General features: G+C 42.8%; 13 protein-coding genes and 1 tRNA gene. 10 read left to right on the plus strand and 4 right to left on the minus strand.

Features of this window, described 5'->3' with window-relative positions; translation table 11 throughout:
- Positions 1 to 46: 46 nt before the first annotated feature.
- Positions 47 to 2,512: a family 20 glycosylhydrolase gene (locus DC487_RS08375; RefSeq protein ID WP_116775500.1), complete on the minus strand. Its 2,466-nt coding sequence runs from the start codon at positions 2,510 to 2,512 to the stop codon at positions 47 to 49.
- 116 nt (positions 2,513 to 2,628) lie between these two features.
- Between DC487_RS08375 and DC487_RS08380 the strand changes: the two genes are divergently transcribed.
- The 10 genes from DC487_RS08380 (at position 2,629) to DC487_RS08425 (ending at position 16,279) form a co-directional block, all read left to right on the plus strand.
- Positions 2,629 to 2,700, plus strand: a tRNA-Glu gene (locus DC487_RS08380).
- A 192-nt stretch (positions 2,701 to 2,892) separates the two neighbouring features.
- Positions 2,893 to 3,471, plus strand: coding sequence for an RNA polymerase sigma factor (locus tag DC487_RS08385; protein WP_116775501.1), 579 nt, complete (start codon positions 2,893 to 2,895; stop codon positions 3,469 to 3,471).
- 192 nt (positions 3,472 to 3,663) lie between these two features.
- Entirely contained in the window at positions 3,664 to 4,659 is a 996-nt protein-coding gene (locus DC487_RS08390; protein WP_116775502.1) for a FecR family protein, read from the plus strand.
- Positions 4,660 to 4,854: 195 nt separating this feature from the next.
- A complete protein-coding gene (locus DC487_RS08395; RefSeq protein ID WP_165799048.1) occupies positions 4,855 to 8,211 on the plus strand; it encodes a SusC/RagA family TonB-linked outer membrane protein in 3,357 nt (1,118 codons plus the stop codon).
- 24 nt (positions 8,212 to 8,235) lie between these two features.
- Positions 8,236 to 9,660: a RagB/SusD family nutrient uptake outer membrane protein gene (locus DC487_RS08400; protein ID WP_116775504.1), complete on the plus strand. Its 1,425-nt coding sequence runs from the start codon at positions 8,236 to 8,238 to the stop codon at positions 9,658 to 9,660.
- A gap of 18 nt (positions 9,661 to 9,678) precedes the next feature.
- Positions 9,679 to 10,431 carry a DUF4843 domain-containing protein gene (locus DC487_RS08405; protein ID WP_116775505.1) on the plus strand — a complete coding sequence of 251 codons (753 nt, stop codon included), beginning with the start codon at positions 9,679 to 9,681 and terminating at the stop codon, positions 10,429 to 10,431.
- A 14-nt stretch (positions 10,432 to 10,445) separates the two neighbouring features.
- Positions 10,446 to 11,945 (plus strand): PKD-like family lipoprotein, encoded by a 1,500-nt coding sequence (locus DC487_RS08410; protein ID WP_116775506.1) that lies wholly within the window; start codon positions 10,446 to 10,448, stop codon positions 11,943 to 11,945.
- 38 nt (positions 11,946 to 11,983) lie between these two features.
- A complete protein-coding gene (locus DC487_RS08415; protein WP_116775507.1) occupies positions 11,984 to 13,924 on the plus strand; it encodes a TlpA family protein disulfide reductase in 1,941 nt (646 codons plus the stop codon).
- A gap of 1 nt (position 13,925) precedes the next feature.
- Entirely contained in the window at positions 13,926 to 14,999 is a 1,074-nt protein-coding gene (locus tag DC487_RS08420) for an alpha/beta hydrolase (RefSeq protein ID WP_116775508.1), read from the plus strand.
- On the plus strand, positions 14,999 to 16,279 hold the full coding sequence (locus DC487_RS08425) for an aspartyl protease family protein (protein ID WP_116775509.1): 1,281 nt from the start codon (positions 14,999 to 15,001) through the stop codon (positions 16,277 to 16,279). The genes DC487_RS08420 and DC487_RS08425 overlap by 1 nt, the downstream gene beginning before the upstream one ends.
- Before the next feature lie 130 nt (positions 16,280 to 16,409).
- Here DC487_RS08425 and DC487_RS08430 read toward each other — a convergent pair whose 3' ends face one another.
- Genes DC487_RS08430 through DC487_RS08440 form a run of 3 tightly spaced genes read right to left on the minus strand, consistent with a single transcriptional unit; the run spans position 16,410 to position 22,637 of the window.
- Positions 16,410 to 17,891, minus strand: a complete 1,482-nt coding sequence (locus tag DC487_RS08430) for a TlpA disulfide reductase family protein (RefSeq protein ID WP_116775510.1) — start codon at positions 17,889 to 17,891, stop codon at positions 16,410 to 16,412.
- Between the two features lie 34 nt (positions 17,892 to 17,925).
- Positions 17,926 to 19,299 carry a RagB/SusD family nutrient uptake outer membrane protein gene (locus DC487_RS08435; protein ID WP_116775511.1) on the minus strand — a complete coding sequence of 458 codons (1,374 nt, stop codon included), beginning with the start codon at positions 19,297 to 19,299 and terminating at the stop codon, positions 17,926 to 17,928.
- Positions 19,300 to 19,307: 8 nt separating this feature from the next.
- The gene (locus DC487_RS08440) at positions 19,308 to 22,637 is read right to left on the minus strand and encodes a SusC/RagA family TonB-linked outer membrane protein (RefSeq protein WP_116775512.1); all 3,330 of its coding nucleotides are present in this window, start codon (positions 22,635 to 22,637) and stop codon (positions 19,308 to 19,310) included.
- Positions 22,638 to 22,641: the final 4 nt, after the last annotated feature.

Below are 22,641 nucleotides of genomic sequence, written 5' to 3' on the forward strand. Positions count from 1 at the left end.
CCCACATCTTGCTTAAAAGATGTGGGGAATTTTTATTTTCTCATTTTTACTTCGTGTAATGACTCACACGACCTTTACGACCGTCTACATCGATGGTAAATACCTGAATTTTTTCACCCGCTTTTAAAGATAAACCTCCTGCTGGAAATGGCTTTGCATTTGTGTCAGAGCCTGCGGTATAATGGATTGGAAAACCCGGATATTCGGCATTCGCCCATACTTTTCCATCTTTTGCTTTGAGTCCTACAGCGGGTAGGCGATAGTGAAATCCGCCGGCAAAGCTGCGCAATTTTGGTAGCTCCTGTTTACCGATCTTGTCAATAAATCCGGCATACGTTTGATCAAATGCTTTTTTATCGAAGTTAGCTTCGCTTTCCCATTCGCTCGCTGGTGCCCACGCACGTTCTGCCAAAGCAAAGAAACGCGGGAAGATCATGTAATCCATGGCATCATTATCCAACACGGTTTCTGCCCACAAAGCGCCTTTCAACCCTTTCAGGTGTTTTGCACCTGCTGCTGTCAGTCTTGTTTTGTCTTCAAAATGTTTTTTGCCTAGTGGCTTGCCACGATCTGTATATTCGATATTGGCAAAGTAACTTTCTGGAAGTAATGAATACGCATGGTATAAATCTGTTTTAGAAGCCCAAGTCAAACCAGGCTCTTCAAAGCGATTGTCCCAAGCCATATCAAAATAAAAGTTGCTCGCACTTACGAATACCGTATTATGCCCGGCGTTCGCTAGTTTATAAGCCAAATCTTCTTGGCCACCGCCGATGGTATTATTCCACACATCGAGCAAAAATCCACGATCGGCAAAAGCTTCATTTACTTCCATGCCTTTGCCTCGATTCACCATGCCCACTTCTTCCCATCCGGCCATAGTCAGCTCTTTTTCTTTCAGGATCTTATGTACGCGATCTATGTAATACGTCCACACTTCGTGTACCGAAGAATAACCTTGCTCTTTCATTAAAGCTTGCACTAGTGGTGATCCTTCCCAAGATCCGGTTGGCAGTTCATCACCGCCGATAGAAATAACTTTTAATGGTATGCCTGCTTCTGCATAGATAGCTTTAATCTCGTCCATGATGTGCGCAATGAAGCGATAGGTGCCAGGCATGGCTGGATTCATCACGTTATCTTGCCAAAATTGAGCAGAATAGTAGGTCGATGTGTCCTGAAAATCATTCATTAAGAACCGTTCGGCTTCTTCTTTTTGTCCGGCTTTCAATAAGCGATGGTAGCGAGCTTCCATGGCTTTCACTGCGGCGCGAGCATGTCCTGGCGTCTCCACTTCGGGAATCACGGTGACAAAGCGTTCATTCGCGTAGCGCAATAATTCTTTAAACTCCTCTTTCGATAAGTATTGTTTCTCTTTTACCGTGGCACCTGAGCCGTACGATGGCTGAATGCCAGATCCATCTGCATATTGCGGAGTTCTATTGGCTCCGATTGCAGTCAACTCAGGTAATGAAGGGATTTCCAAACGCCATCCTTCGTCGTCAATAAAGTGCAAGTGCAGTTTGTTTAACTTGTACCGCGCCATCACATCCACATATTTTTTAAGTGTTTGTAGATCTTTGAAATTGCGCGAAATATCCAACATCAAACCACGGTAAGCATAGCGCGGAGCATCTTTTACTTGTACAATTGGGAGCGAGATCGATTGGCTTGCTTGAAAATTGGGTGGAAATAAGGATAACAAAGATTGCAGTCCATAAAATGCCCCTTTGGCATGGCTAGCCTGCAGGCGAACGCCTTTGGCATCTACCGAAAGCTGATAGGCATCTTCAGCTAATCCTTCGACCTTTTCAATCGCTAATTGTGCATTGTTTGGTTGATCAACGTTTTTAAGACTCCACGTAGAAAAATCTTGAGCTACTTCATTTAATACGGTAGATAGCTCTTGTGCTATCGTAGCATCGATATAATAAGAGAAACCTTTTTTTAGTTCGTATTGACCTGCTGATGTGGTTAGAGATTGCGGAGTAGGCAAGATTAGCTGTGTATTCGTACCTTGAAATAACGCGTTTTTATCGTACAAGTCAGCCAGCATTTTGACGTGCTTCTCTGCCGATAATTGCGGCGCAGCGATCTCTGGATTCGGTAAAGCGATCACCTGACTTGGATCTTTTCGTGATTGCAGGTAAAATCCATTGGGCGATATAGAGGTATGTGTAATCGGAAAATCCGTCTTGTACGTTAAGAGCAATGAGTCGCGATTCGTCAGACGTATGGCTTCCTTAAAGTTGACGCGATATAGATTCCCATTCTCGTCAGATATTTTATATTTAGCTTGTTCTTGTTTCTTAAGATGATAGTTGGAATTGAACCAAAGATCATATGTACCTAGATCCAGCGCTTCGTTTTGGTTGTTTTTTAATACAATATCAAACTGCTTACCGGTAGTGTCATTTGGTGAAACTCGCCAACTTAAAGAATAAGGTTGTTGAGCGTATCCGATACTCAGGGCAACAAGATAAGCGGAAAGTGATAGGCCTATTTTTTTCATGGGATGGATATTACGTTGGTCTAAAATAGCTTTTTTAAAAGGTCGCTGCAATTTTTTAAAAATAATTTTGATCTGTAGGGATATAATTCTATATTTGCACACCGAAACAGAAAATCGGCCCGTTCGTCTAGGGGTTAGGACGCCAGATTTTCATTCTGGAAACAGGGGTTCGATTCCCCTACGGGCTACTAAAAAATGATCGAAAGCTACAAATCAACGATTTGTAGCTTTTGTCGTTTATGGGGTCCCGAAAAGTTCAAAACCTTAAAGAACCACCACAAATTCTCACGCTACAGCAACGATCTTCTTAACAACCTACTTCTAAAGTTTTAAAAAATTATATTTGCGAAGAACTATATTGCCTCACGCAGAAGTGCAAAATGGAAGAGCGCTCCAAACATATTGATCAATATTACATCGTAGGTTTAAAAAACCGCGATAAGGCTATTTTCGAAAAAGTCTACGATCTGTATTGGTCAAGCTTGTATATTTCTGCGTTTAACGTGCTTCGCAATAAAGAGCAATCCGAAGATGTCGTTCAAGAGGTCTTTAGCAGCTTATGGAATAATGCAGAATCATTGGCCATTCTAAACCTCAATGCTTGGCTATTCTCTGCTGTTCGGTACCAAGTTTTTAATATTTTAAGATCGGGCAAAGTGCGTACGCGCTTTGAAAACCTGTATATCGTGGAAGAACTCACACAGAATATCGGAGAGCTAAAATTAGTCAAGGAGGATCTGCATCGTCGCATGCTTGAAGGCATAGAACAACTGCCTCCGCGCTGTCGAGAGATTTTTATATTAAGCCGTATTGACCGCTTATCCCATCACGATATCGCCGTCAAATTAGCGATATCCGTCAAGTCCGTAGAAAACCAAATTTCTATTGCGCAAAAAAAACTTCGCATTTCCTTAAAGGATTTAGCGTACCTCCTTCCCTTGCTTTTTTACCGATCCTAGCTTCCTCCTATTATCTATAGTGATTGATAGAATTCCATTCTTCCGGATCAATCTTTCACGTATTAACACTGTTTTAATGTTTTTTTAATAAATTTTTCATTTTCCTTTGGGGGTTAGCTCGCATTAGCGTTACATACATATAAAAGGGGGTAATAAAACCTCGTGCCTGATTAACCGTACAATTAAGAAAAGATGGATCGCAATCACCTACATCAACTGGTAGACAAACTCAATAGTGGTCAACTATCTGCTGACGAGCGGCAAGAACTCATGGACTATTATAATAGCTACCAATGGTCTTCTGCTTGGGATGCGTCTTCCATGGGCGAAGAATCTGTCGTAAAAGCGGAACTTTTTGCTCGAATCCAAGAAAACCAATACGCAAGCAAATCTAGAACAGGTAGATCCTTATCATTTTATATGCGGATTGCAGCATCCCTACTTTTGATCGGCGTTTTTTCGTGGATGACCTATGTCTTTGTCATCAATAAAGAAGATATGATCGTCGTGTCGACCGACAAGGAAACGAAAGAGATTGTGCTTCCAGATGGATCGACGGTGACTTTGAATGTAAATAGTTCGGTGAGCTATCCCGTTGCATTTACGGGCGATTCGCGTCAGGTTACATTTTCGGGAGAAGGATTTTTCGAAGTTCAGTCAGACAGTTTGCATCCTTTTATCGTGTCCACCCCACAGGTCAAAATTCGCGTGTTGGGCACTGCATTTAATGTGAAAGCATATCAAGAAGACCCTGCTGTAGAGACCTCACTGATACACGGGAAAGTAGAGGTGTTGAAGGCTGACGATGGCAAGTTACTCAGTACCCTTAGACCACATGAAAAAATTGTGGTGAAAAAGGAGCATTTAAATTCGAATAAGAACAAGACGAGCATGCCAAAGATCGCTATTCAAACACTTGATTTTCTAGAAGACGATGATCTATCCAGTCCGGTCGATGTCGCATGGAAAGAGGGCAAATTTGCTTTTGTCTCGATGCCGCTACAAGATATCGGTAGAGAGATGAAAAGAAGATATGGCGTAGAGATAAAAATTGAGAATGATGAAATCGCCAATAATCGATATTCAGCCACATTTGAGAAAGAGGGTATTGATGAAATGTTGCGTGCACTCATTATGGTGAAACCATTTTCGTATAGGAAGGAGGGCAGTATCATTGTAATCTACTAACTCAACTAATTAGTAGTGCACAGAAACTGTCAAGACAATTCTGTACACTACCGGTTTTAGTAATCGAGAGGTTTTAAGATTGGCGTCCGTACCTCTCTATTGATTAACTATTAAATCCATTCTAAATCTATGAATAATTTTTTAAAGCAGAATCGCTTTAACCAGACTTCTGTTTGCCCTAAAGTTTTAATATATATGAAACTGACGCTATTATTGGTATGCATCGGCACACTGAGTGCAGCGGCCAATGCCATTGCTCAAAACAAGGTTTCGGTGAATTACCGGAATACTTCTCTACATACATTCTTACATGATATGGAGCAGAAGTCCAAAGTGCGCTTTGTGTATAGTGATGATTTATTTGATCAGAATATCGAAGTTTCGGTGCGTGCGACCAATGAAGATGTCGTAGCGGTTTTAGAGCGTGCTTTTGAAGGCAAGGATATCACCGTATCAAAGGTCAATAATACGTTGTACGCAATACATCGACAAGAAAAAGAAAGATCAGCTCTTGATAACTCCAATCAAGAAAAAGAAGTAACTGGTCGCGTCGTGGATCAAGAGGGAAATCCACTTCCTAAAGTTACGTTCTGGGTGGTCGGTACACGTTATGGAGGAACGACATCCGAAGCGGGTAGTTTCCGCATCATTCCACCAGAAGGTGGTACTCAAATTGAATTTAAATATTTAGGTTTTGTAACCCGTATCGTGGCCATCGGCGATGGAAAAATGGGAGATATCGTGTTACAAAAGCAAGATAATGTGTTAGAAGAGGTCGTCATCAATACAGGTATGTTTGAGCGTAAAGCGGGGACATTTACTGGAAGTACGTCGACTTTTAATCAGAAACAGATCAAAGAAGTGACCAATCAAAACGTATTGTCTGCGTTGGCCATTTTGGATCCTGCTTTTCAAATGCTAGCTAATAATGATTTTGGCTCTAATCCCAACATGATTCCAGATATTCAGTTGCGCGGACAAACCGGCTTTTCCGAGGATTTACGTACAGAGTACAGCAACATTGCCAATCAACCACTCTTTATTGTGGATGGTTTTGAGTCGACTATACAGCGGGTATTTGACTTGAATATCAACTTTATTAAAAGTGTCACGATATTAAAAGATGCTGCCGCGAAAGCGATGTGGGGTGCCAAAGCGGGTAATGGCGTGGTGGTTATTGAAACATTGCGACCACAGGTTGGGCAAATGCGTATTTCATACAATGCCAGCTTAAATATTCAAGCGCCAGACTTGAATAGCTACCGGATGACCAACAGCCACGAAAAAGTACAAGCCGAGGTGTTAGCGGGTAAATACTTCTCTGCGAATCCAGAAACGCAAGCAGCGCTTACCAAAGTATATTCTCAAAATCTCAAAGCAGCGTTGGACGGAGTCGATACCTATTGGCTTTCGCAACCACTGCAAAATGGTATAGGTCAACGTCATTCGGTAACGCTTGATGGCGGTGAAGAGAGCCTGCAATATTCGGTCAATCTGGGTTACAATAATGTTAAGGGCGTGATGATCGGATCGGATCGTGACAACTACACCGGTCAGTCTGTGCTAGTTTACAGAAAAGGGAAACTTTCTGCCACCAACAACTTAACGGTTGATCGTAACTTTTCTCATAATAGCCCGTACGGCACCTTCCGCGATTATGTACGGATGAATCCGTATTGGCGTGTGCATGATGATAATGGTAATCTTATTAAATCATATACTATTGGTACTGGCGCTTCTAGCCTGATCGTAGGAAATCCATTGTACAACGGCACGCTAAATTCTAAGGATGGAAGTAACTATACGACCATTACCGAAAACTTTCAGGTGGACTATAGGCAAAATGATAATTTGAGGTTCAATGCGCGTGTAGGATACAACCAACAAAATACGGCAACCGACTTTTTCCGCTCTGCTTTACATACCGATTACTTGAATGTTTCACCGACGAGTGCGGAGTATCTAAATCGAGGAACATATAGAATAACCAATGCTTTTCAAAAAGCATATACCGTAGACTTAAGTGCGATTTACAATAAAGTAATTGGAAAACATGAGTTCTACTTCAATGGTATTTTGACCGCTAACGAAAACGTTACCGAGATGAATGGGATGAGCATGGTCGGTTTTCCTAATGATGAGTTGAATAATATCTCGATGGGTAAGCAATACCAAGAAGGAACAAAAGCACTGGGCACGGAGAATACCGTGCGTGTTGCTGCCGCTACTGCTGCCCTCAACTACGTGTTGGATAGAAGATTTTTGTTGGACGCTTCGTTTCGCCGAAATGCTTCCTCGCAATATGGCCGTAATGCTAAATGGGGTAATTTCTGGTCAGTAGGTGCAGGGTGGAATTTGCACGAAGAAGAATTTGTGCGAAACCTCGGTTGGGTCGATTTGTTCCGCATCACAGGTAATACGGGCGTAACAGGAACGCCTCCAGGACAAAACGCGTATCAAGCATTAGCCACTTACAATTATATATTAGACAGAACGTACAATGGCGACATGGGTTTGGAGCTGATGGCTCTGGCCAATCCTAACTTGCAATGGCAAAAAGTAGCAGAGACGAATTACCGCGCCGAGTTTGGATTTTTAAATCGCTTCAATGCTAGTTTCGACTATTACATCAAGAATACCAACAACCTGTTGTTGAGTCTGGAGATTGCACCTTCGCTAGGCTTCTCCGATTATGCAGAGAATATTGGCGATGTACAGAACAAGGGATTCCAAGCGACCTTGAATTACCGTTTGATAAAAGATACAGGCCGAGGTTTGAATGTGAATATTTTCGGAAATGTAGCACACAATACCAATAAGATTCGTCGTATTTCAAGTTCCTTAGAAGCATTGAATAATCTGAATAGCGATAAATATGATGAGATAGGAGGCGACGGCCAAGCTCTCGCTCCAAAAGGCGATAGACAGCGGCCAGCACGACGTTATGAAGTCGGTCGTTCCATGTCAGCGATATGGGCCGTACGATCTTTGGGTATTGACCCATCTAATGGTCAGGAAATATTCTTAAAGCGCGATGGCACCATGACGTACCAATGGGCTGCAGAAGATCAAGAAGTATTGGGCGACACGCAACCGCTATACAACGGAACGTTTGGAGCAAATGTACAGTACAAGGATCTGAGTGTGAATTTTGCCTTCACCTATCGTTGGGGCGGACAGATGTACAACTCTTCTTTGGTGAGCTTAGTGGACGATGCAGACTTTAATTACAACGTGGATATTCGTGCATTGGAAGATCGTTGGAAGCAACCGGGTGATGTTTCCTTGTTCAAAGGAATTACCGAATTGAGCTCCACTGCTACGCGCCCGACCTCACGTTTTGTGCAAGATTACAATGAGTTTATTTTTTCATCGGTGAGTCTGTCGTACAATTTTACAAGAATGGGCTTTGTAACCAAGTCACCATTCAAAAGTTTAATGGCGACCTGTAATCTAAACGACTTAGGACGATTGAGTACCGTTCGCATTGAGCGTGGAATCGACTACCCCTATGCTCGTACACTATCGTTTAGTGTGAGTGCAAGTTTTTAGTAACCATTTATTAGAAGAAATACAATGAAAGCATATACTACATATTTACATATTGGAATTATCGCTCTGGCGGTATGTCTATCATCGTGTGAGAAATGGCTGGATGTAGCTCCACAAACTCAAATTGAGGCGGATCGCGTTTTTGAAAAAGAATCTGGATTTCAAGATGCTCTGACCGGCGTATACGTCAAAATGACGGATCAAAAGTTGTATGGGAGAGAGTTGACCTTTGGCATGTTGGATGGCCTCGGCGGGCAATTCAATGGCTTGGCTACAGCGAATGAATATTACTCCACCATAAACTACGATTACAATCAAGAGACCTTTATCACAAAATCGGGAGATGTATTCGAAAGCGGCTACAACACCATAGCCAATATCAATATGCTCATCTCCAATTTAGATAGCAAAGGGCCAAGCTTGTTCTCCGGTGTCAATTACCATACTATTCGAGGTGAAGCTTATGGACTTCGTGCTTTTCTGCATTTTGATTTAGTACGGTTGTATGGATCTGCCATCGCGGCCAACGGAGAGACAGCGCTTGCCATTCCCTATATGGATGCGGTTAGTGTGACTCCAAAAGAACGCTTATCAACGCGCGCTATTCTAAATCGCGTGATAGCAGATTTGGAGATCGCTGCCGAAGAGTTGAGAATGTACGATCCTATTGTCCCTGCCAATGCGGCAAATGCCACAACCTACCTGCGTGATCGATACTTAAAATTCAATTACTATGCGGTAAAAGCATTGCAGGCGCGCGTATATCTGTATGCGGGCGACAAAGAGCGTGCCTTGGCTGCGGCCAAAGCGGTGATTGAGTCTAATGTGTTTGAATGGACACCATCTTCAGAAATCGCCACTACGGTGGAAGGAAATAGAAACCGTGTATTCACACAAGAGCTCATCTTTAGCTTGTATATCAATGGTATGTCTACGATTACAAGTCCTTTTTATGATGAAGGTGTATCAGGTGCTCTTTTGAAAAGATCTGACTTCGATTATTCAAACCTATTTGACAATAAAGATGATTACCGGTTTGTCTATTTGACGAAATACAGCGATGCGGTGTGGGCTAGATATTCTACCAAATTTGTACAACCGCCATCTTCACAAGCAGCTTTTAGCAATCGTATGCCGATGATACGTAAGTCGGAACTCTATTACATTGCAGCAGAATGTTTGTTCGAAACCAATCCACAGGAAGCCATAAACTACCTAAATACCGTGCGCACGCATCGTAATGCAGGTGAGTTATCGTCTTCCTTGTCTTCAGCAGATGTAGAAGGGGAAATCAAAAATGAATACCGCAAAGAATTGATCGGCGAAGGGCAGATCTTTTACTATTACAAGCGTATGAATGCGGAGCAAATTGATGGTGTGTATATCACAATGACAGAGAATACGTATGTATTGCCTTTGCCTGATCGCGAAATATCTTATGGACAATAATTCGAAAGGAATAGCAAGATGAAGACATATTTTAAACAGATAAATGCAGCTATTATACTTTCGAGTGTGATTGCGTTTTGGAGCTGCGAGAGAGATATTATAGGATACGAGCAAGATGCACGCGTCTATTTCTTTGAGCGCGCCAATGATGTTACTGCTACGCGTATTACACAGCGCAGCTTTACATTCTTAACCTTAAAAGAAGAGCAACAGAAGGATACCCTACACATCAAAGTAAAAACAATGGGCGAAGTGTCTGCCAACGATAGATATCCCATTGCAAAAACGATCAAGGAAGGTACGACAGCGGTGGAAGGAACCGATTATGAATTTATTCCAGGATTGGTTGCTGCCAATCAGATTGAAGGTTACGTAGCCGTGGTTTTACATCGTACAGTACGCCTCAAGCAGGAAACAGTAATGCTGAATCTCACCATTGGAGAATCGGCTGATTTTAAGGGTGGTGTGCGTGAAGATGATACATTTTCACTGAGTTGGTCTGACCGTTTAGTGCGTCCAGATAATTGGCCATTTGCTTTTGGAGCCTATAGTAATGTGAAGTATCAGTTTGTGATCGATGAACTGGGGATTGCGGATTATCCGGCGCAGTTGAGCCCACGCATTGAAGCAAAACCCGGCGAATATTCATTAGCCGATTTGACAGATATGGCCAGTCAGCTTCGCATCCGATTGAGAGAAGTAAATGAACAGAATGTAGGCAATCCCAATTATCCTTTACGGGATGAAAATGGGGTGTTGATCGTATTTTAAAAAGGAGCATACACATGAAAGGAATAATATATTTAGTAATGGGGCTATTTTTTGCCGCTTTTACAAGCTGTAAAGAAGACCTCGGCTCGTATGACTATGTCGATACGGATATCGTTCAGATCGATACCACCGGAATGGGATCTACTTACCGTATAATTCGTTTATCCAATCTAAAAATTTCACCGAAAATCCGTGTTCCCGAAGGGCATAATGGTACCTATCAATGGTTGTTGTATGCGAAGCAAACTTCCAACAATTCTTCGATGAATTCGAAAGAAATTTCGGATCGTCCAGATTTAGATGTTGTTATCGCAGAACCTATTGGCGAGTATGTTGCAGAATTAATTGTAACGGATCAGACAACGGGTATCAAGTCTAATGTGACGTTTAATGTCAGTGTAACCGCCAATATGGAATTTGGGATGATGATCTTGTATCAAGGTTCGGCCGGTGGCGATGTGGATTTTATTCGTACGCCAGCGTTGTCTAGTACCATTACCGAGAAAACCCATGTCAAAGGCTTATACAGCCTCTCGATGGGCAAGCCGCTTAGCGGTCAAGCCAAATTTATCTGGAGCGCCTACCAAGCGTTTCAGATTACCAACTGGATCACTTTAGGAAGTGATAATTACCTAGCACGTTTCAAAGGTGGAGATTTTACATTTATTCGTGATCAAGAAGATATTTATCGTCGCAGAGAGACAGAAATCAACCCGCAAGCTTATGTATATAACAGCAATTCATTGCATGTGTTGGTCAATGGTAAAAAACTACATGTTACTGGAAATGGATTTTACGAAAGTGATATCAAATTTCCGGGAGCAGTAGATGGCAATTATGAGGTAGCGCCTTATTTGGTGCAGCGTCACGCATCAGCGTTCTCTACCATAGCTTATGATCAAAAAAATGGTCGCTTCATTCGATATTATCTATCTAATAACTCCATTGGTGATTTCGCTCAGCCTACACCAGGTCAGTTGTTTAGCTTGAGAAATGTTGGCAAAGATATGCTCTACATGTGCAATGGTGCTTCCAATTATACCTATGCTTTCTTTAAGGATAAAACAGGCAACGGTCGGTGGATGCATGTCATAGATTTTACAAAAAGTGTAGATGGAGGTGATTTAGCTGTGGGTATGTACGATATGGCAGCTTTGCCAGAGATAGAGCAGGCCAAGTATTATCAAGTGAGTGGTTTTGGTGGTTTTGCTTACTACGCTACTCGTGATAAGATATATAATTATGCCTACCGCAACGCCAATACCGCGAGTGTCGCATTTCAAGTGCCTGCGGGAGAAGAGATTACGTGCATGCGATTTTACAAGCCTATTCCGAATATTAGAGTTACAGACAAAGAAGAAAGAGTGTTATACGTAGCAACATGGAATGGCACGGCAGGTAAAGTCTACGAACTAGCCTTAAATGAAACCTCAGGTGTTATTTCATCTAACCCCGTTAGCACATTTGAAGTGGGAGGCCGCGTCGTGGATATGGCTGCCAGAGCTACCAATTAAAAGCTAAAAAACAACGAGAATTAAGCAACAAATACGAAATGAAGAATATCAAGAACAGAATTAAAGTATTAGCCGCAGCCATTTTTTTCAGCACTTCGGCGATAGCACAGACGCCAAACTTTAAGGTGACGCCGGAATTTCCGAAGGAAAATGAAAAGGTAGAACTTAGCTATGATGCCAGACAGACATCGTTGAAAGATGCAAAGGAAATCACCGCTACGCTCACAGGATATCAAAATTTTACATGGACACAGGAGCAGCTCAATTTCACTAAGCGCGATTCCGTGTGGACCGCTAATTATGTTATCCCATCAGGATTGGGTTTGATGAACCTTGTCTTTCAATCAGGAGAATTGATGGATTTGGGTGGAGATCAGACCTATTCTTACATTCTATCCGCACCTGACGGACGTCAAATATCGGGCGGTATGCTGGGCTGGGGTTTGCTACGTACACCTCATATTGTAAAAGGCGTTCCGTATGTGGTAGATAGCGCTTCGTACAAGACGGATGAAATTCTGATGATGTGGGTAAAGTACGAATTGCAGTATCACCCGGAAAATAGATTCAAAGTATTGTATGCGGCAGCATCTGCCTTGAAGCATATGAACACAGAAGCGTCTTTAGGGAAACTGAATAATGAGCTGAATACGCTCATGCAAATCCCTGATTTGAAAGAGGAAGATCTTTTGGAAATTCAGAAGGTGTATAAAGAGGTCTTAAACGACGATGCTAAAGCTGCAGAGTTACAGACACTGATCACCACACGCTTTCCTGATGGTCAGTATGTTAAAGATCAACAACGGTTGGCCGATTTCAAGAAGTTTACGGAAGCAAGCACTGATGAAACCCGTTTAGCATTGGCAAAATCATTCTTGGATAAACATCCGTACAACGAGGCGGAAGCGGCTTTTAATGATGCCAATCGTATTAGTTACATCACAGTGTACTGGAGTTTGTCTGTCTACACTAGTATGGCTAAAGATCTGGCAGCATACACAAAATACATTTCTACTTTGGCGCCTTATGAGGCCATGAGTAATGTAATCTACCGTACATTAGATGTGCCTTATTTATCGCAGAAAAGCATGAATGCACAAGAGATTTTACCGTATGCTCGCGTGGTAATGGACAGGTTGAAGTATTACAGAGATAATTTTCAAGGCGATAAATATGCAACTTTGTACTATACCAACGCCGATCTGTTTGCGAAGATATTAGTAGACAATGGCCTTTTTGATGAAGCATTTGAATACGCTTCTGCTGCGCAGAGCATTCAGAAGTACGAGCGTGCTGACCTAAATGATACGTATGTCCGTGCCTTAGAAGGTCAGAAAAAATCCAAAGAGTTGAGACAAGCGCTGGAGACAAGCTATAGATTGAATCAAAGTTCCACCTATATGTTGGATCTGATGAAAGCACTATACATCGTTGATAATGGATCCGAAAAAGGGTATGATGCCTATATAGCTTCTTTAAAAGACGCAAGTAAGGGCGAAGAATTGAAAGCTAAGGTCAACAAGTTACTCATCAGCAAAGAAGTGCCTAACTTTCAGTTGAAAGATCAATACGGCAATACAGTTTCATTAGCTGATCAAAAGGGAAAAATTGTTGTGCTAGATTTTTGGGCTTCTTGGTGCGCACCTTGTAAAGCAGCTTTCCCAGGTATGAAACTCGCTGTCGATCATTTCAAAAACGATGATAATGTGGTTTTCTTTTTCGTAGATACGCAAGAGAAAAAAGGTGATATGACGGAGTATGTGAAAAATTATATGGAAGAGAATAATTATCCTTTTACCGTATTGTTGGATGGCGACAGCAAAGCATCGACAAGCTTTGGTGTAGGCGCTATCCCGCACAAGATTGTGGTAGGGCCAAATGGGAAGATGCGGTTTTCAGAAGTAGGCTATATGGGCAGCGCTTCAGAATTATCGGATGAGATTATTGAGATGGTACGTGTGTTAAAAGAGGGTAAATAGTATGAGGAAGTTGATTAACCTATTGGTTTTGTCTATGTGTTTGATTCCAGGATTAGGTTTTGCACAGCAGTACAAGCAAGAGGATGTTATTATCAAGACAAAAAAAGATACAATACAAATCGGTGCGACGATTACTGTTCCTGCCAGTGCCGGTTCATTTCCTGCCCTAGTTCTACTTTCTGGGACTGGGGCGCAGGATCGTGATGGTACCATGGCGGGGCAAAAGTTATTTGCTCAGGTAGCAGATTACTTGAGTCAGCGCGGATACATTGTATTACGCATGGATGATCGTGGTGTGGGCAGAACCACAGGTAATTATATGGATGCGACCACCGCGGATTTTGCTAAAGATGCTTTGGAAGCGGTGGAATATCTAAAAGCGTACCCACAAGTAGACGTCAATAAAATCGGTCTTCTTGGACATAGTGAAGGCGGCGCTGCAATGTCAATTGCCGCTTCTCAATCGGATGATATTACTTTCTTGGTAAGTTTAGCTGGTCTAGCGACTAATGGTATGGAGTCACTACTTGTTCAAAACGAAAATATCGTACGTAATTCGCCTGCTACACCTGTAGATCAAGAGCGCTACAATCAAATTAATAGATTGATGTTCTCTACAGCTTATCAATATGCGGAGTCGGATAGCTTACATAGTAAGTTGAATCAGGTGTATGATTACTGGAAGCTTAAAGACGATTTGTACTTCAAGACATTGGGTATAGAGCATGATCATTTTAGGTTTCCCATCTATTCTTACTCATCGTATGCCTCTGGTCCATGGTATAGATATTTTGTGCGCTATAACGCAGAGAAAGTATTAAGTCATGTAACAGTGCCAATCTTAGCGATCAATGGAGATAAAGATATGTTTGTGGATCCAACCAATCTAGACGGCTGGAAAAATTATAGTCAGTCAGGACAAAAAGGTTTGGTCACTACGATCTTATTGCCGCAGGTCAATCACCTGATGCAACAATGTGTGACTTGCGATACGAAGGAATATGCGGAGCTAGGCGCCATGCCGATCAGTACGCTGGAGCTCGTGGGTGATTGGTTAGACAAAACGGTGAAATAATGAAGCAGCGTTTTTTTCTGATCGTTTTGTCTTTGGGGCTATTCGGTACACTATCCGCGCAGGAAAGTCAGTCTACCAAAAAGGTGAATACGATTATAGAGCATCTCAATACCAAGAATGGCGATGCATTGTTGCGTATGATGGCAGATAGTGCCCGCATTGGCAATCTACCGAAGGTAGATAACAGCAAAGTGGTGCCAGAGATTTTATCTAAATTCAATAGCATAACAGATTTTTCTGTGTCTAAAGAAGAGCGTTTGCCCAATGGTGATCTGATGATTTCTTTGCGTGTCACCTACCAAGATGGTAAGGAAGGCAAGCCTACTTTCGCCTTTAATAAAAAGGGAGATATCGTTAATCTAGGCATCATTAAGGCTCGACTGACTGGCAATCCAGAGCGCGCATTGGCAGATGCCTTGTCGACTGCTATCCAGCCAGATACGGTTCAAATTCCATTTCAAATGATGAATGGTCTTATTTATGTACCTGCAACACTGAACAATCAACAAGGATATTTTATGTTTGATAGCGGTGCTCCAGTACTTATTCTTCGGAAAAAGTATATCAGTGAAGCCCATATCAGCAAGGATGTCTCTGTCGATTTCACTGGGATGGGCGGCATGATGCAAGACGTAAAATGGGCGACAGGAAATACCTTAGATTGGGGAGGTATCCAATTGAATGACTTAGATGCTCCGGTCGCTTCCATGGATGACATGGAGTTAGAAAATGGCGTTCCTATTTTTGGCTTGATGGGCTACGGCATTCTGAAAGGATATCAGCTTACCTTCGATTACAACAAGCAAGTACTTTTATTAGAAAAGGTGGATGAGCAGGGCAATTTGACAGGTGCTCAATTTGCTAAAGGCGAAATTCTTGCTAGCTCCGTCATGCGTATGAAAAGGCATATTCCAATCATCGATGTAATGGTAGATGGAGCGATCTATCCGATGGGAATCGACTGTGGTGCCAATGCAAATGTGATTAAAGTAGCAGCAGCGGAGGACCTAGCCGAACATATGGATTATGAGGAAGAGCAGGTCGCCATTAACGGAGTTGGCGGCTCTGCCCAGAATAATAAAGTGGGATTTTTGATGCATTCCACTGTTGGAACGGTTGCGTTCGAAGATATGTACACCGCCGTGACAGATCAAATGATTGGCGGAGGCGCTGGCGAGCAAGCATTGCCTATTGTCGGTTTATTAGGAACTCCCTTTTTGAATCAATATAAAATGACGTTAAATTTCAATAAAGGAGAGATTTCCTTTTATCAAAAATAAGTGTTCGTAGTTTAGTTTAATAAATATAAGAGCCTGTTACCGAAAGGAAACAGGCTCTTTGAGATTAGCACTGTAATTGAAAAATCATGAAGAAATGCTCAAAACATCAGTTCCTGATAGTTTTTCGAAATTAGGATTTTGTTGCCGCTTGATAGGGCTTTTTAGCTGCTTCGATTAATTCCTTCATCTCCATTTTGATGTAATCTACATTGGGCGATGAGCCGGTTAAGAAATAACGGATGTTGCCGTCGGCATCGATTACAAACTTTGCTGGAATGCCTCTTACACCAAACTTTCCAGCCAATACTTCTCCAGTCTGCGCGTCTTTCTGGTCATCATACAATACCTCAAAAGGGTAGTTGTTTTTCTCGATGAATGATACCACATTTTTCTTGTATTCTTTGTCGCGTTCCCAAGTGTTGATGAACAAGAATTGCACATTTTCATCGTTCTCGTACATGGCTTGAGCAGCTTGCATGCCCGGGAAGGAACGAATACAGGGCTGACACCAAGTTGCCCAGAAATCCAACACCACCACTTTGCCTTTCAGGCTGGCCAAGCTCACTTTTTCACCCTTAAGATTTAGCAAGTCGAATGCTGGTGCCTCTTTGTAGATGGCCATTTCTTTAATGTGCTCCTGAATAGATTTTACCAGCTCCTGTTTCAGACCAGCATTAAACCGTTCATAGCCCTGCATAGAACCATTCAGCTCAGCGTAGAGTCTTTTCAAATCATTCTCTACGTTAAACTGCCCTTTGGCATACAGTTTTGAAAGCACATTATACGCCTCCAATTTACGATTCGTGCCCATCAATGATTTGTAGTACACGTTTGATAAGCCGTCCGCTTGTTCAGGCGCAACCGCCATCGCTTTCTCAATAAGATCCAACGCTTCGGCGTACTCTCCTCGGTTTACCAAGATACCCACGTACGCAGACATAGAGCTCGCATAACCCATGGCAGCAAATTTGGCTTTATTATCCTTTTGCTCTTCGGGCAGGCTAATATAATAATAAGCGTCGTCCATCGCGACCTTCAATAGCGGTGCTGCGGAAACTGTGTCGCCAGCCGCTAATAAAGTTTGTCCGACAGGCAGATAACCGTTTCCACGCCAAAAACGCTCGTGCATCTGCTCCAGATATTGAATGGCTTGCGTGGGTTTTTCTTCTTTGGCAAAAGTTCCCGCCAAATTAGCGAGCACATAATCGTACGTGAGCTCCTGCTCTGGGAAGTTTTTCACCGGCCATTTTTTGACCAACTCTTTATATGCCTTTTCTTTCGCGGCACTACCTTCGGCCTCATAAAATACCTCGGTAATGTATGTATCTCTAGTCAGACTGCCTTTTGGAAATTTCTTTGTAGCCGTCTTCGTTACGGCCTCCATCTTATCCTCGTGGCCGAGTGTACGAAGGATGTTGATCGTCATGCGGTAATCTTCTTCGGCCTTCAAGTTTTTGACGTCGCTAAACAAAGCATTCGCTAAGGAATCCTTCTGTTCTAGTGTGCCGTTTTCCAAGACACCGAGATTTTTTTGGTACAAGTTTTCTGGCTGCTGCTGCGCGTAACTAAAAGTTGCGGTGAGGAGCATAGCCATCAATAATTTAGTTTTCATATTGTATATGTTTTTATGGTTGACGTATGTAATGTTAGTTTTCGTAGCCTGCGTTTTGAGTCAGGTTATTATTTAAGAGGATTTGTGCGTTTGGAATCGGGAAAAGCACATCCGTAGCCTGCCAGTTCGCCTTGATTGGCGATAAGACTGCTGTCGCCCGATTGGTGCGTTTTAAATCAAACCAACGATGTCCAAGCTCCCCGAAAAACTCATGCAAGCGTTCCGTTTCGATTGCCGTTAGCAGTTGTGTCTGCGTGAGCGATGCAGATAGTCCAGCCAATCCCGCACGCGTACGAATAGCATCCACATCTTCCTTCGCGCCAGAAAGATTGTTGCGGTTAGCACGAGCTTCGGCACGGATGAGGTACTGTTCTGCCAAGCGCAGTACAATATGGTATTCATTGCCGGTTCCGGACGAAACTTTATACTTTGTAATAGCATAATAAGCTTTGCCAGAGACAGTTTTTGGAGCGGTCCAGTTGGTTTTGCGCGAATCTACCGTCGGAGTTGTCTCAAAGCTATTGTATGCGGCATCTGGTAGCGTATAGGCTGGGATTACATTGGCCACGGTAATGTATGTTGCTCCGAATGTGGTGACACCATTTAGGTTGGCAATTTGGAAAATCACCTCGTTACTGGTGTTGGTGAAGTTACTCGTTGTTGCAGGAAGGCCATACTCCGTAGCCTGCAGCACTTTTGTAGCTTGAGATTCGGCTTTTTCCCAGTCATTTCGGTAGAGGTAAACGCGTGCCAATAGGGCACTAGCGGCATGCTTATTTACGCGTGCTCGGAATGTGCCTTCATAGGCAGTTGGTAGTTTACTTTCGGCGTCAGTCAGGTCAGCAATAATCTGTGTGTATACTTGATCGGCAGGCGTTCTTGCTAAAGAAGCTTGATCAAACACTTCCAAGTCGCTTAACACATGCAAAGGAACATCGCCATATAAATTGACCAGATACAGATAGGTATATGCACGCATAAATTTGGCTTCTCCCAAAAGTTGGTCTTTCACGGCCGGTGTTAATGTAGTAGATCGTTCTAAGCCAAAGATCGCGTTGTTGGTGTTCTTAACCAGTTGGTACAGACTTCCCCACAAGTTGTTGACAAAGCTATTGGTATTCAACAATCCATTGTTGGCAAACTCCAATAAACCAGCATCGGCGGCGTTATATTGCAAATCATCGGCAGCCATTCCCGAATAGAAGGTAGTAGTACCTAGGTTGCCAATACCGGAAACATACAGACCGAGAACTACGCTTCGAGCGGAAGCATCGGTGCGAAAGGCATCATCTAAAAGTACTTGAGTTGGCGGTGCGCCCAGCTCCACAAATTTCTCACAAGATGTAGAGAGCAGAGATCCGGCTAGGATCGCGGCAGAAAATATATGTTTATTAAAAATAGTTTTCATGACGGTAATTAAAATTGACAGTTAAATCCAAAAACGATAGTTCTGAGCGGTGGTAGAACCTGCCCGATAGTTCCGGTTCCCAATCCCGATGGTCCACCTTGCACTGTAGTTTCGGTATCGAGCACATACTTGTTTTTTGCCCAAGTAAACAAGTTTTGTCCCTGTGCGAAGATGTTGACATTCGACATCTTTGTGCTGGATAGCCAACTGGCTGGCAAGCGATACGATAAGTTGACAGAGCGAAGTTTGATGTAAGAGGCATCGCCATACACCGCATTCGAATTCGTATATTGATTGTACGAGGTATACACGGGATTGCCAGCCGTAGTCGTGGCAGCTGGAATATCTGAACTACTATTTTCTGGTGTCCAGCGGCCTAGCCAGTATTCATTCTGATTTACCATGGCACCTGGTCTGGTATTCAATATTTTGGTCACGCCAAAACGGTGGTTAAACTGGAAAAATACACCGAGTTCAAATCCTTTGTACGTAAACGTGTTGTTGAACCCACCATAGAATGGTGTTCCTAAATCAGCAACATAACGGTCATCTAAATTAATCACCCCGTCTCCATTACGATCTTCATACATCGCAGCGCCGGTAGTAGGATTCACACCTTGGTAGTTATACAAACGAACTAAGTTAATGGGTTCGCCAACGATGAAGCTGCTGGCGAAGAAAGATTGCTCAATATTTGGAAATTCGAGCAACTTATTCCGGAAGAAGGTGAAGTTGGTCGAGGTCTTCCAAGAGAAATTTTGGCTTTCGATGTTCGTCGTGTTTAATTCCAGCTCCAATCCCGTGTTTTGTATTACTGCTGGCAAATTGGAGGTGTAACTGTTGTAGCCGACTTGTGTAGGCAAACCTGCCGAGGTGATCTGATCGCCAGATCTGTTTCTAAAATAGTTTGCTGTGAATAAGATGCGATCTTTTAGGAAACCCAGGTCTAATGCAAATTCCAGTTTCTTTGTGGTTTCCCATTGGATAAACTCATTCGGTAAAGTCACCAAGTTCATCGTGGCATTGCCCAGATAAGCTTGCGAGGAAGAATACAATTGTAGATAGATGTAATTTGATATTTGATCATTACCCGTCGTTCCAAAACTTCCGCGGAGCTTACCGAAACTCAGAAAGTCGACATTATCGGCTACAAAATCTTCTTTCGAGAATATCCAGCCCATACCAACGGCACCAAAATTTCCGAAGCGATTTTTAGGGCCAAAGCGTGAAGATCCATCGCGACGGAAAGTACCATTAAAGAGGTATTTCTCTTTCCAGTCGTAGTTTAGCTTACCAAATACCGCATTGTACTTGTACATCACCAAGTTGTTGCTTGCTGTAAATAAGCCTGCAGCACTCAATGAGCCCAAAAGGGCATCATTACTATAGTTCGATCCATTCGTGGTTTGCGTTGCCGAAGAGTTCTGTTGGAAACTCGTTCCCAATAAGGCAGTCAAATTTCCGTCTCCAATCACTTTGTTATAATTCAAAGTCGGTTCGATGATCCAGTTCTGCGCTTTGGTATTTGAAAAGGACGAAGACCCCAGTGTCGTTGCTACCGTATTATTTAAACTCGTGGAAGGCGTTTGATTATTTTGTTGCAATTGCGTGATGGTATAACCAAAATTTGCTTTGGCAACTAAACCCGGAGTAATGTTGTAGCTTAAGTTTGCATTTGAAATCAAGTTGTTGGTTTTGCCAATGTATTTGCGATCCAGTAATGCAATGGGATTGTTAATACCAAATGAGGAAGGCAACCAGTGGTAGGTGCCATTTTCATTGTATATCGGGTAATTTGGTGGCAAATTGTAGAAAGAAGATACATCTGAGCTCGGCATATCCGTCATGTCATTGGCATAACTTACCGAGAAAGCTGCATTGAATCTTCCATCGCTAGATTTATGATCTAGATTTAGGCGAGAGGTAAAACGACTGTTCTTACTATCACCGTAGAATACCGTGCTTTCCCTTCTGTATCCCGAGTTGAAGAAGAAGCGCGTGTATTCATTTCCGCCTGATAGATTGGCTTGTGCATCGGTAATATGTCCGGTATTTCCTATCAACAATTTCTGCCAATCCGTTGCGGCATTTTGATCCCATACGGTCAGATCCGGTGCATTGGCTGTCGTGGGTGTTATACCATCATTCGCAAAAGCCTCTTTCCGTAAAGCCAAGTAATCCGGCAAGTTCAGCATCGGAATAAAGCGATTTACTTCCGTAAGACCTGTGTTGAAATTAACCCCCACTCGCGTACGACCTGCAATACCTTTCTTCGTGGTAATCAAGACGACACCGTTGGCTCCGCGACTACCATAAATAGCGGTAGCATCGGCATCTTTCAAAATGTCAATCCGTTCAATATCGGACGGGTTAATCATGTTGAATGGACTTAATCCGCCTGATGCGCCTGAAATACCAAATGCGTTGAGATTATCTGTTGCTGGTGCGCCACCGTTGAAGTTGGTGAAAGGTACACCATCCACGACATAAAGTGGTATGGATCCAGAAGTCGTACCGCTTAGCGACGCCTGATTTCTGATCTGCACTTGAACACCACTGCCCGGTACACCGTTATTTTGTGCTATCAGCACGCCCGGCATTCTGCCGGAAAGCGCAGCAAGTGGATTACCAACAGGTTGCGTTTCGATATCTTTTGCCGTAATAGACGCGACTGAACCGGTGTTGAGACGACGCGTTGTCGTACCATAACCGATAACGACGACTTCCTCCAAACTTCCTTTTTCGGGGATAAGTTTGATAGGAGTATTTGATTTCGGTAGATCTTTCGCGGGGATTTCCAATTTTTGATAACCAATAAAGGAGAATATCAGGGTAAGGTTATCTCCTTCGAGCAACATCCCCCAATGCCCGTTGGCATCTGTCGCGGTACTCGTTTGCACGTTGCGGTAATCCAATTTCTGGTAATTTTTGACCACAATGCTAACGCCTGCTAATGGTTCGCCGACTTCGTTGACCACTTGTCCGGCAACGCGCGTTTTTGGTTGGGCATTTTCGCGGATGGAGATGATATCATTATTCATCACTTGCCAAGTCAGGTTGCTTCCTTCCAAAGATTTACTCAGAATCTCTTTGACCGTCAATTGCTTTCCGACTAAGTTAATCGTCTTGTTGGGAAGGCTGTTTTTGCTGTAAAACATTTTGTACTTACTCTGCTCGTTGATAGATGTAAACACATCCTCCAACTGTCCATTTCGAATAGAGATGTCCATCTTTTGAGTCTGAGAATAAGCGTATCCTGGCACATGGAGATGTGTTAAGCAGGATAATAGGATGGCGAGCCTCGCAGTCCTAGTTAGGTTAGGTAGTTTAGTATTCATAAGT

The organism is Sphingobacterium corticibacter (genome assembly GCF_003076635.1).
Taxonomy (GTDB): Bacteria; Bacteroidota; Bacteroidia; order Sphingobacteriales; family Sphingobacteriaceae; genus Sphingobacterium; species Sphingobacterium corticibacter.

Coding starts and splice junctions, on each gene's coding strand:
- DC487_RS08375 (WP_116775500.1), bottom strand. CDS start 2,512: ATGAAAAAAATAGGCCTATCACTTTCCGCTTATCTTGTTGCCCTGAGT.
- DC487_RS08385 (WP_116775501.1), top strand. CDS start 2,893: ATGGAAGAGCGCTCCAAACATATTGATCAATATTACATCGTAGGTTTA.
- DC487_RS08390 (WP_116775502.1), top strand. CDS start 3,664: ATGGATCGCAATCACCTACATCAACTGGTAGACAAACTCAATAGTGGT.
- DC487_RS08395 (WP_165799048.1), top strand. CDS start 4,855: ATGAAACTGACGCTATTATTGGTATGCATCGGCACACTGAGTGCAGCG.
- DC487_RS08400 (WP_116775504.1), top strand. CDS start 8,236: ATGAAAGCATATACTACATATTTACATATTGGAATTATCGCTCTGGCG.
- DC487_RS08405 (WP_116775505.1), top strand. CDS start 9,679: ATGAAGACATATTTTAAACAGATAAATGCAGCTATTATACTTTCGAGT.
- DC487_RS08410 (WP_116775506.1), top strand. CDS start 10,446: ATGAAAGGAATAATATATTTAGTAATGGGGCTATTTTTTGCCGCTTTT.
- DC487_RS08415 (WP_116775507.1), top strand. CDS start 11,984: ATGAAGAATATCAAGAACAGAATTAAAGTATTAGCCGCAGCCATTTTT.
- DC487_RS08420 (WP_116775508.1), top strand. CDS start 13,926: ATGAGGAAGTTGATTAACCTATTGGTTTTGTCTATGTGTTTGATTCCA.
- DC487_RS08425 (WP_116775509.1), top strand. CDS start 14,999: ATGAAGCAGCGTTTTTTTCTGATCGTTTTGTCTTTGGGGCTATTCGGT.
- DC487_RS08430 (WP_116775510.1), bottom strand. CDS start 17,891: ATGAAAACTAAATTATTGATGGCTATGCTCCTCACCGCAACTTTTAGT.
- DC487_RS08435 (WP_116775511.1), bottom strand. CDS start 19,299: ATGAAAACTATTTTTAATAAACATATATTTTCTGCCGCGATCCTAGCC.
- DC487_RS08440 (WP_116775512.1), bottom strand. CDS start 22,637: ATGAATACTAAACTACCTAACCTAACTAGGACTGCGAGGCTCGCCATC.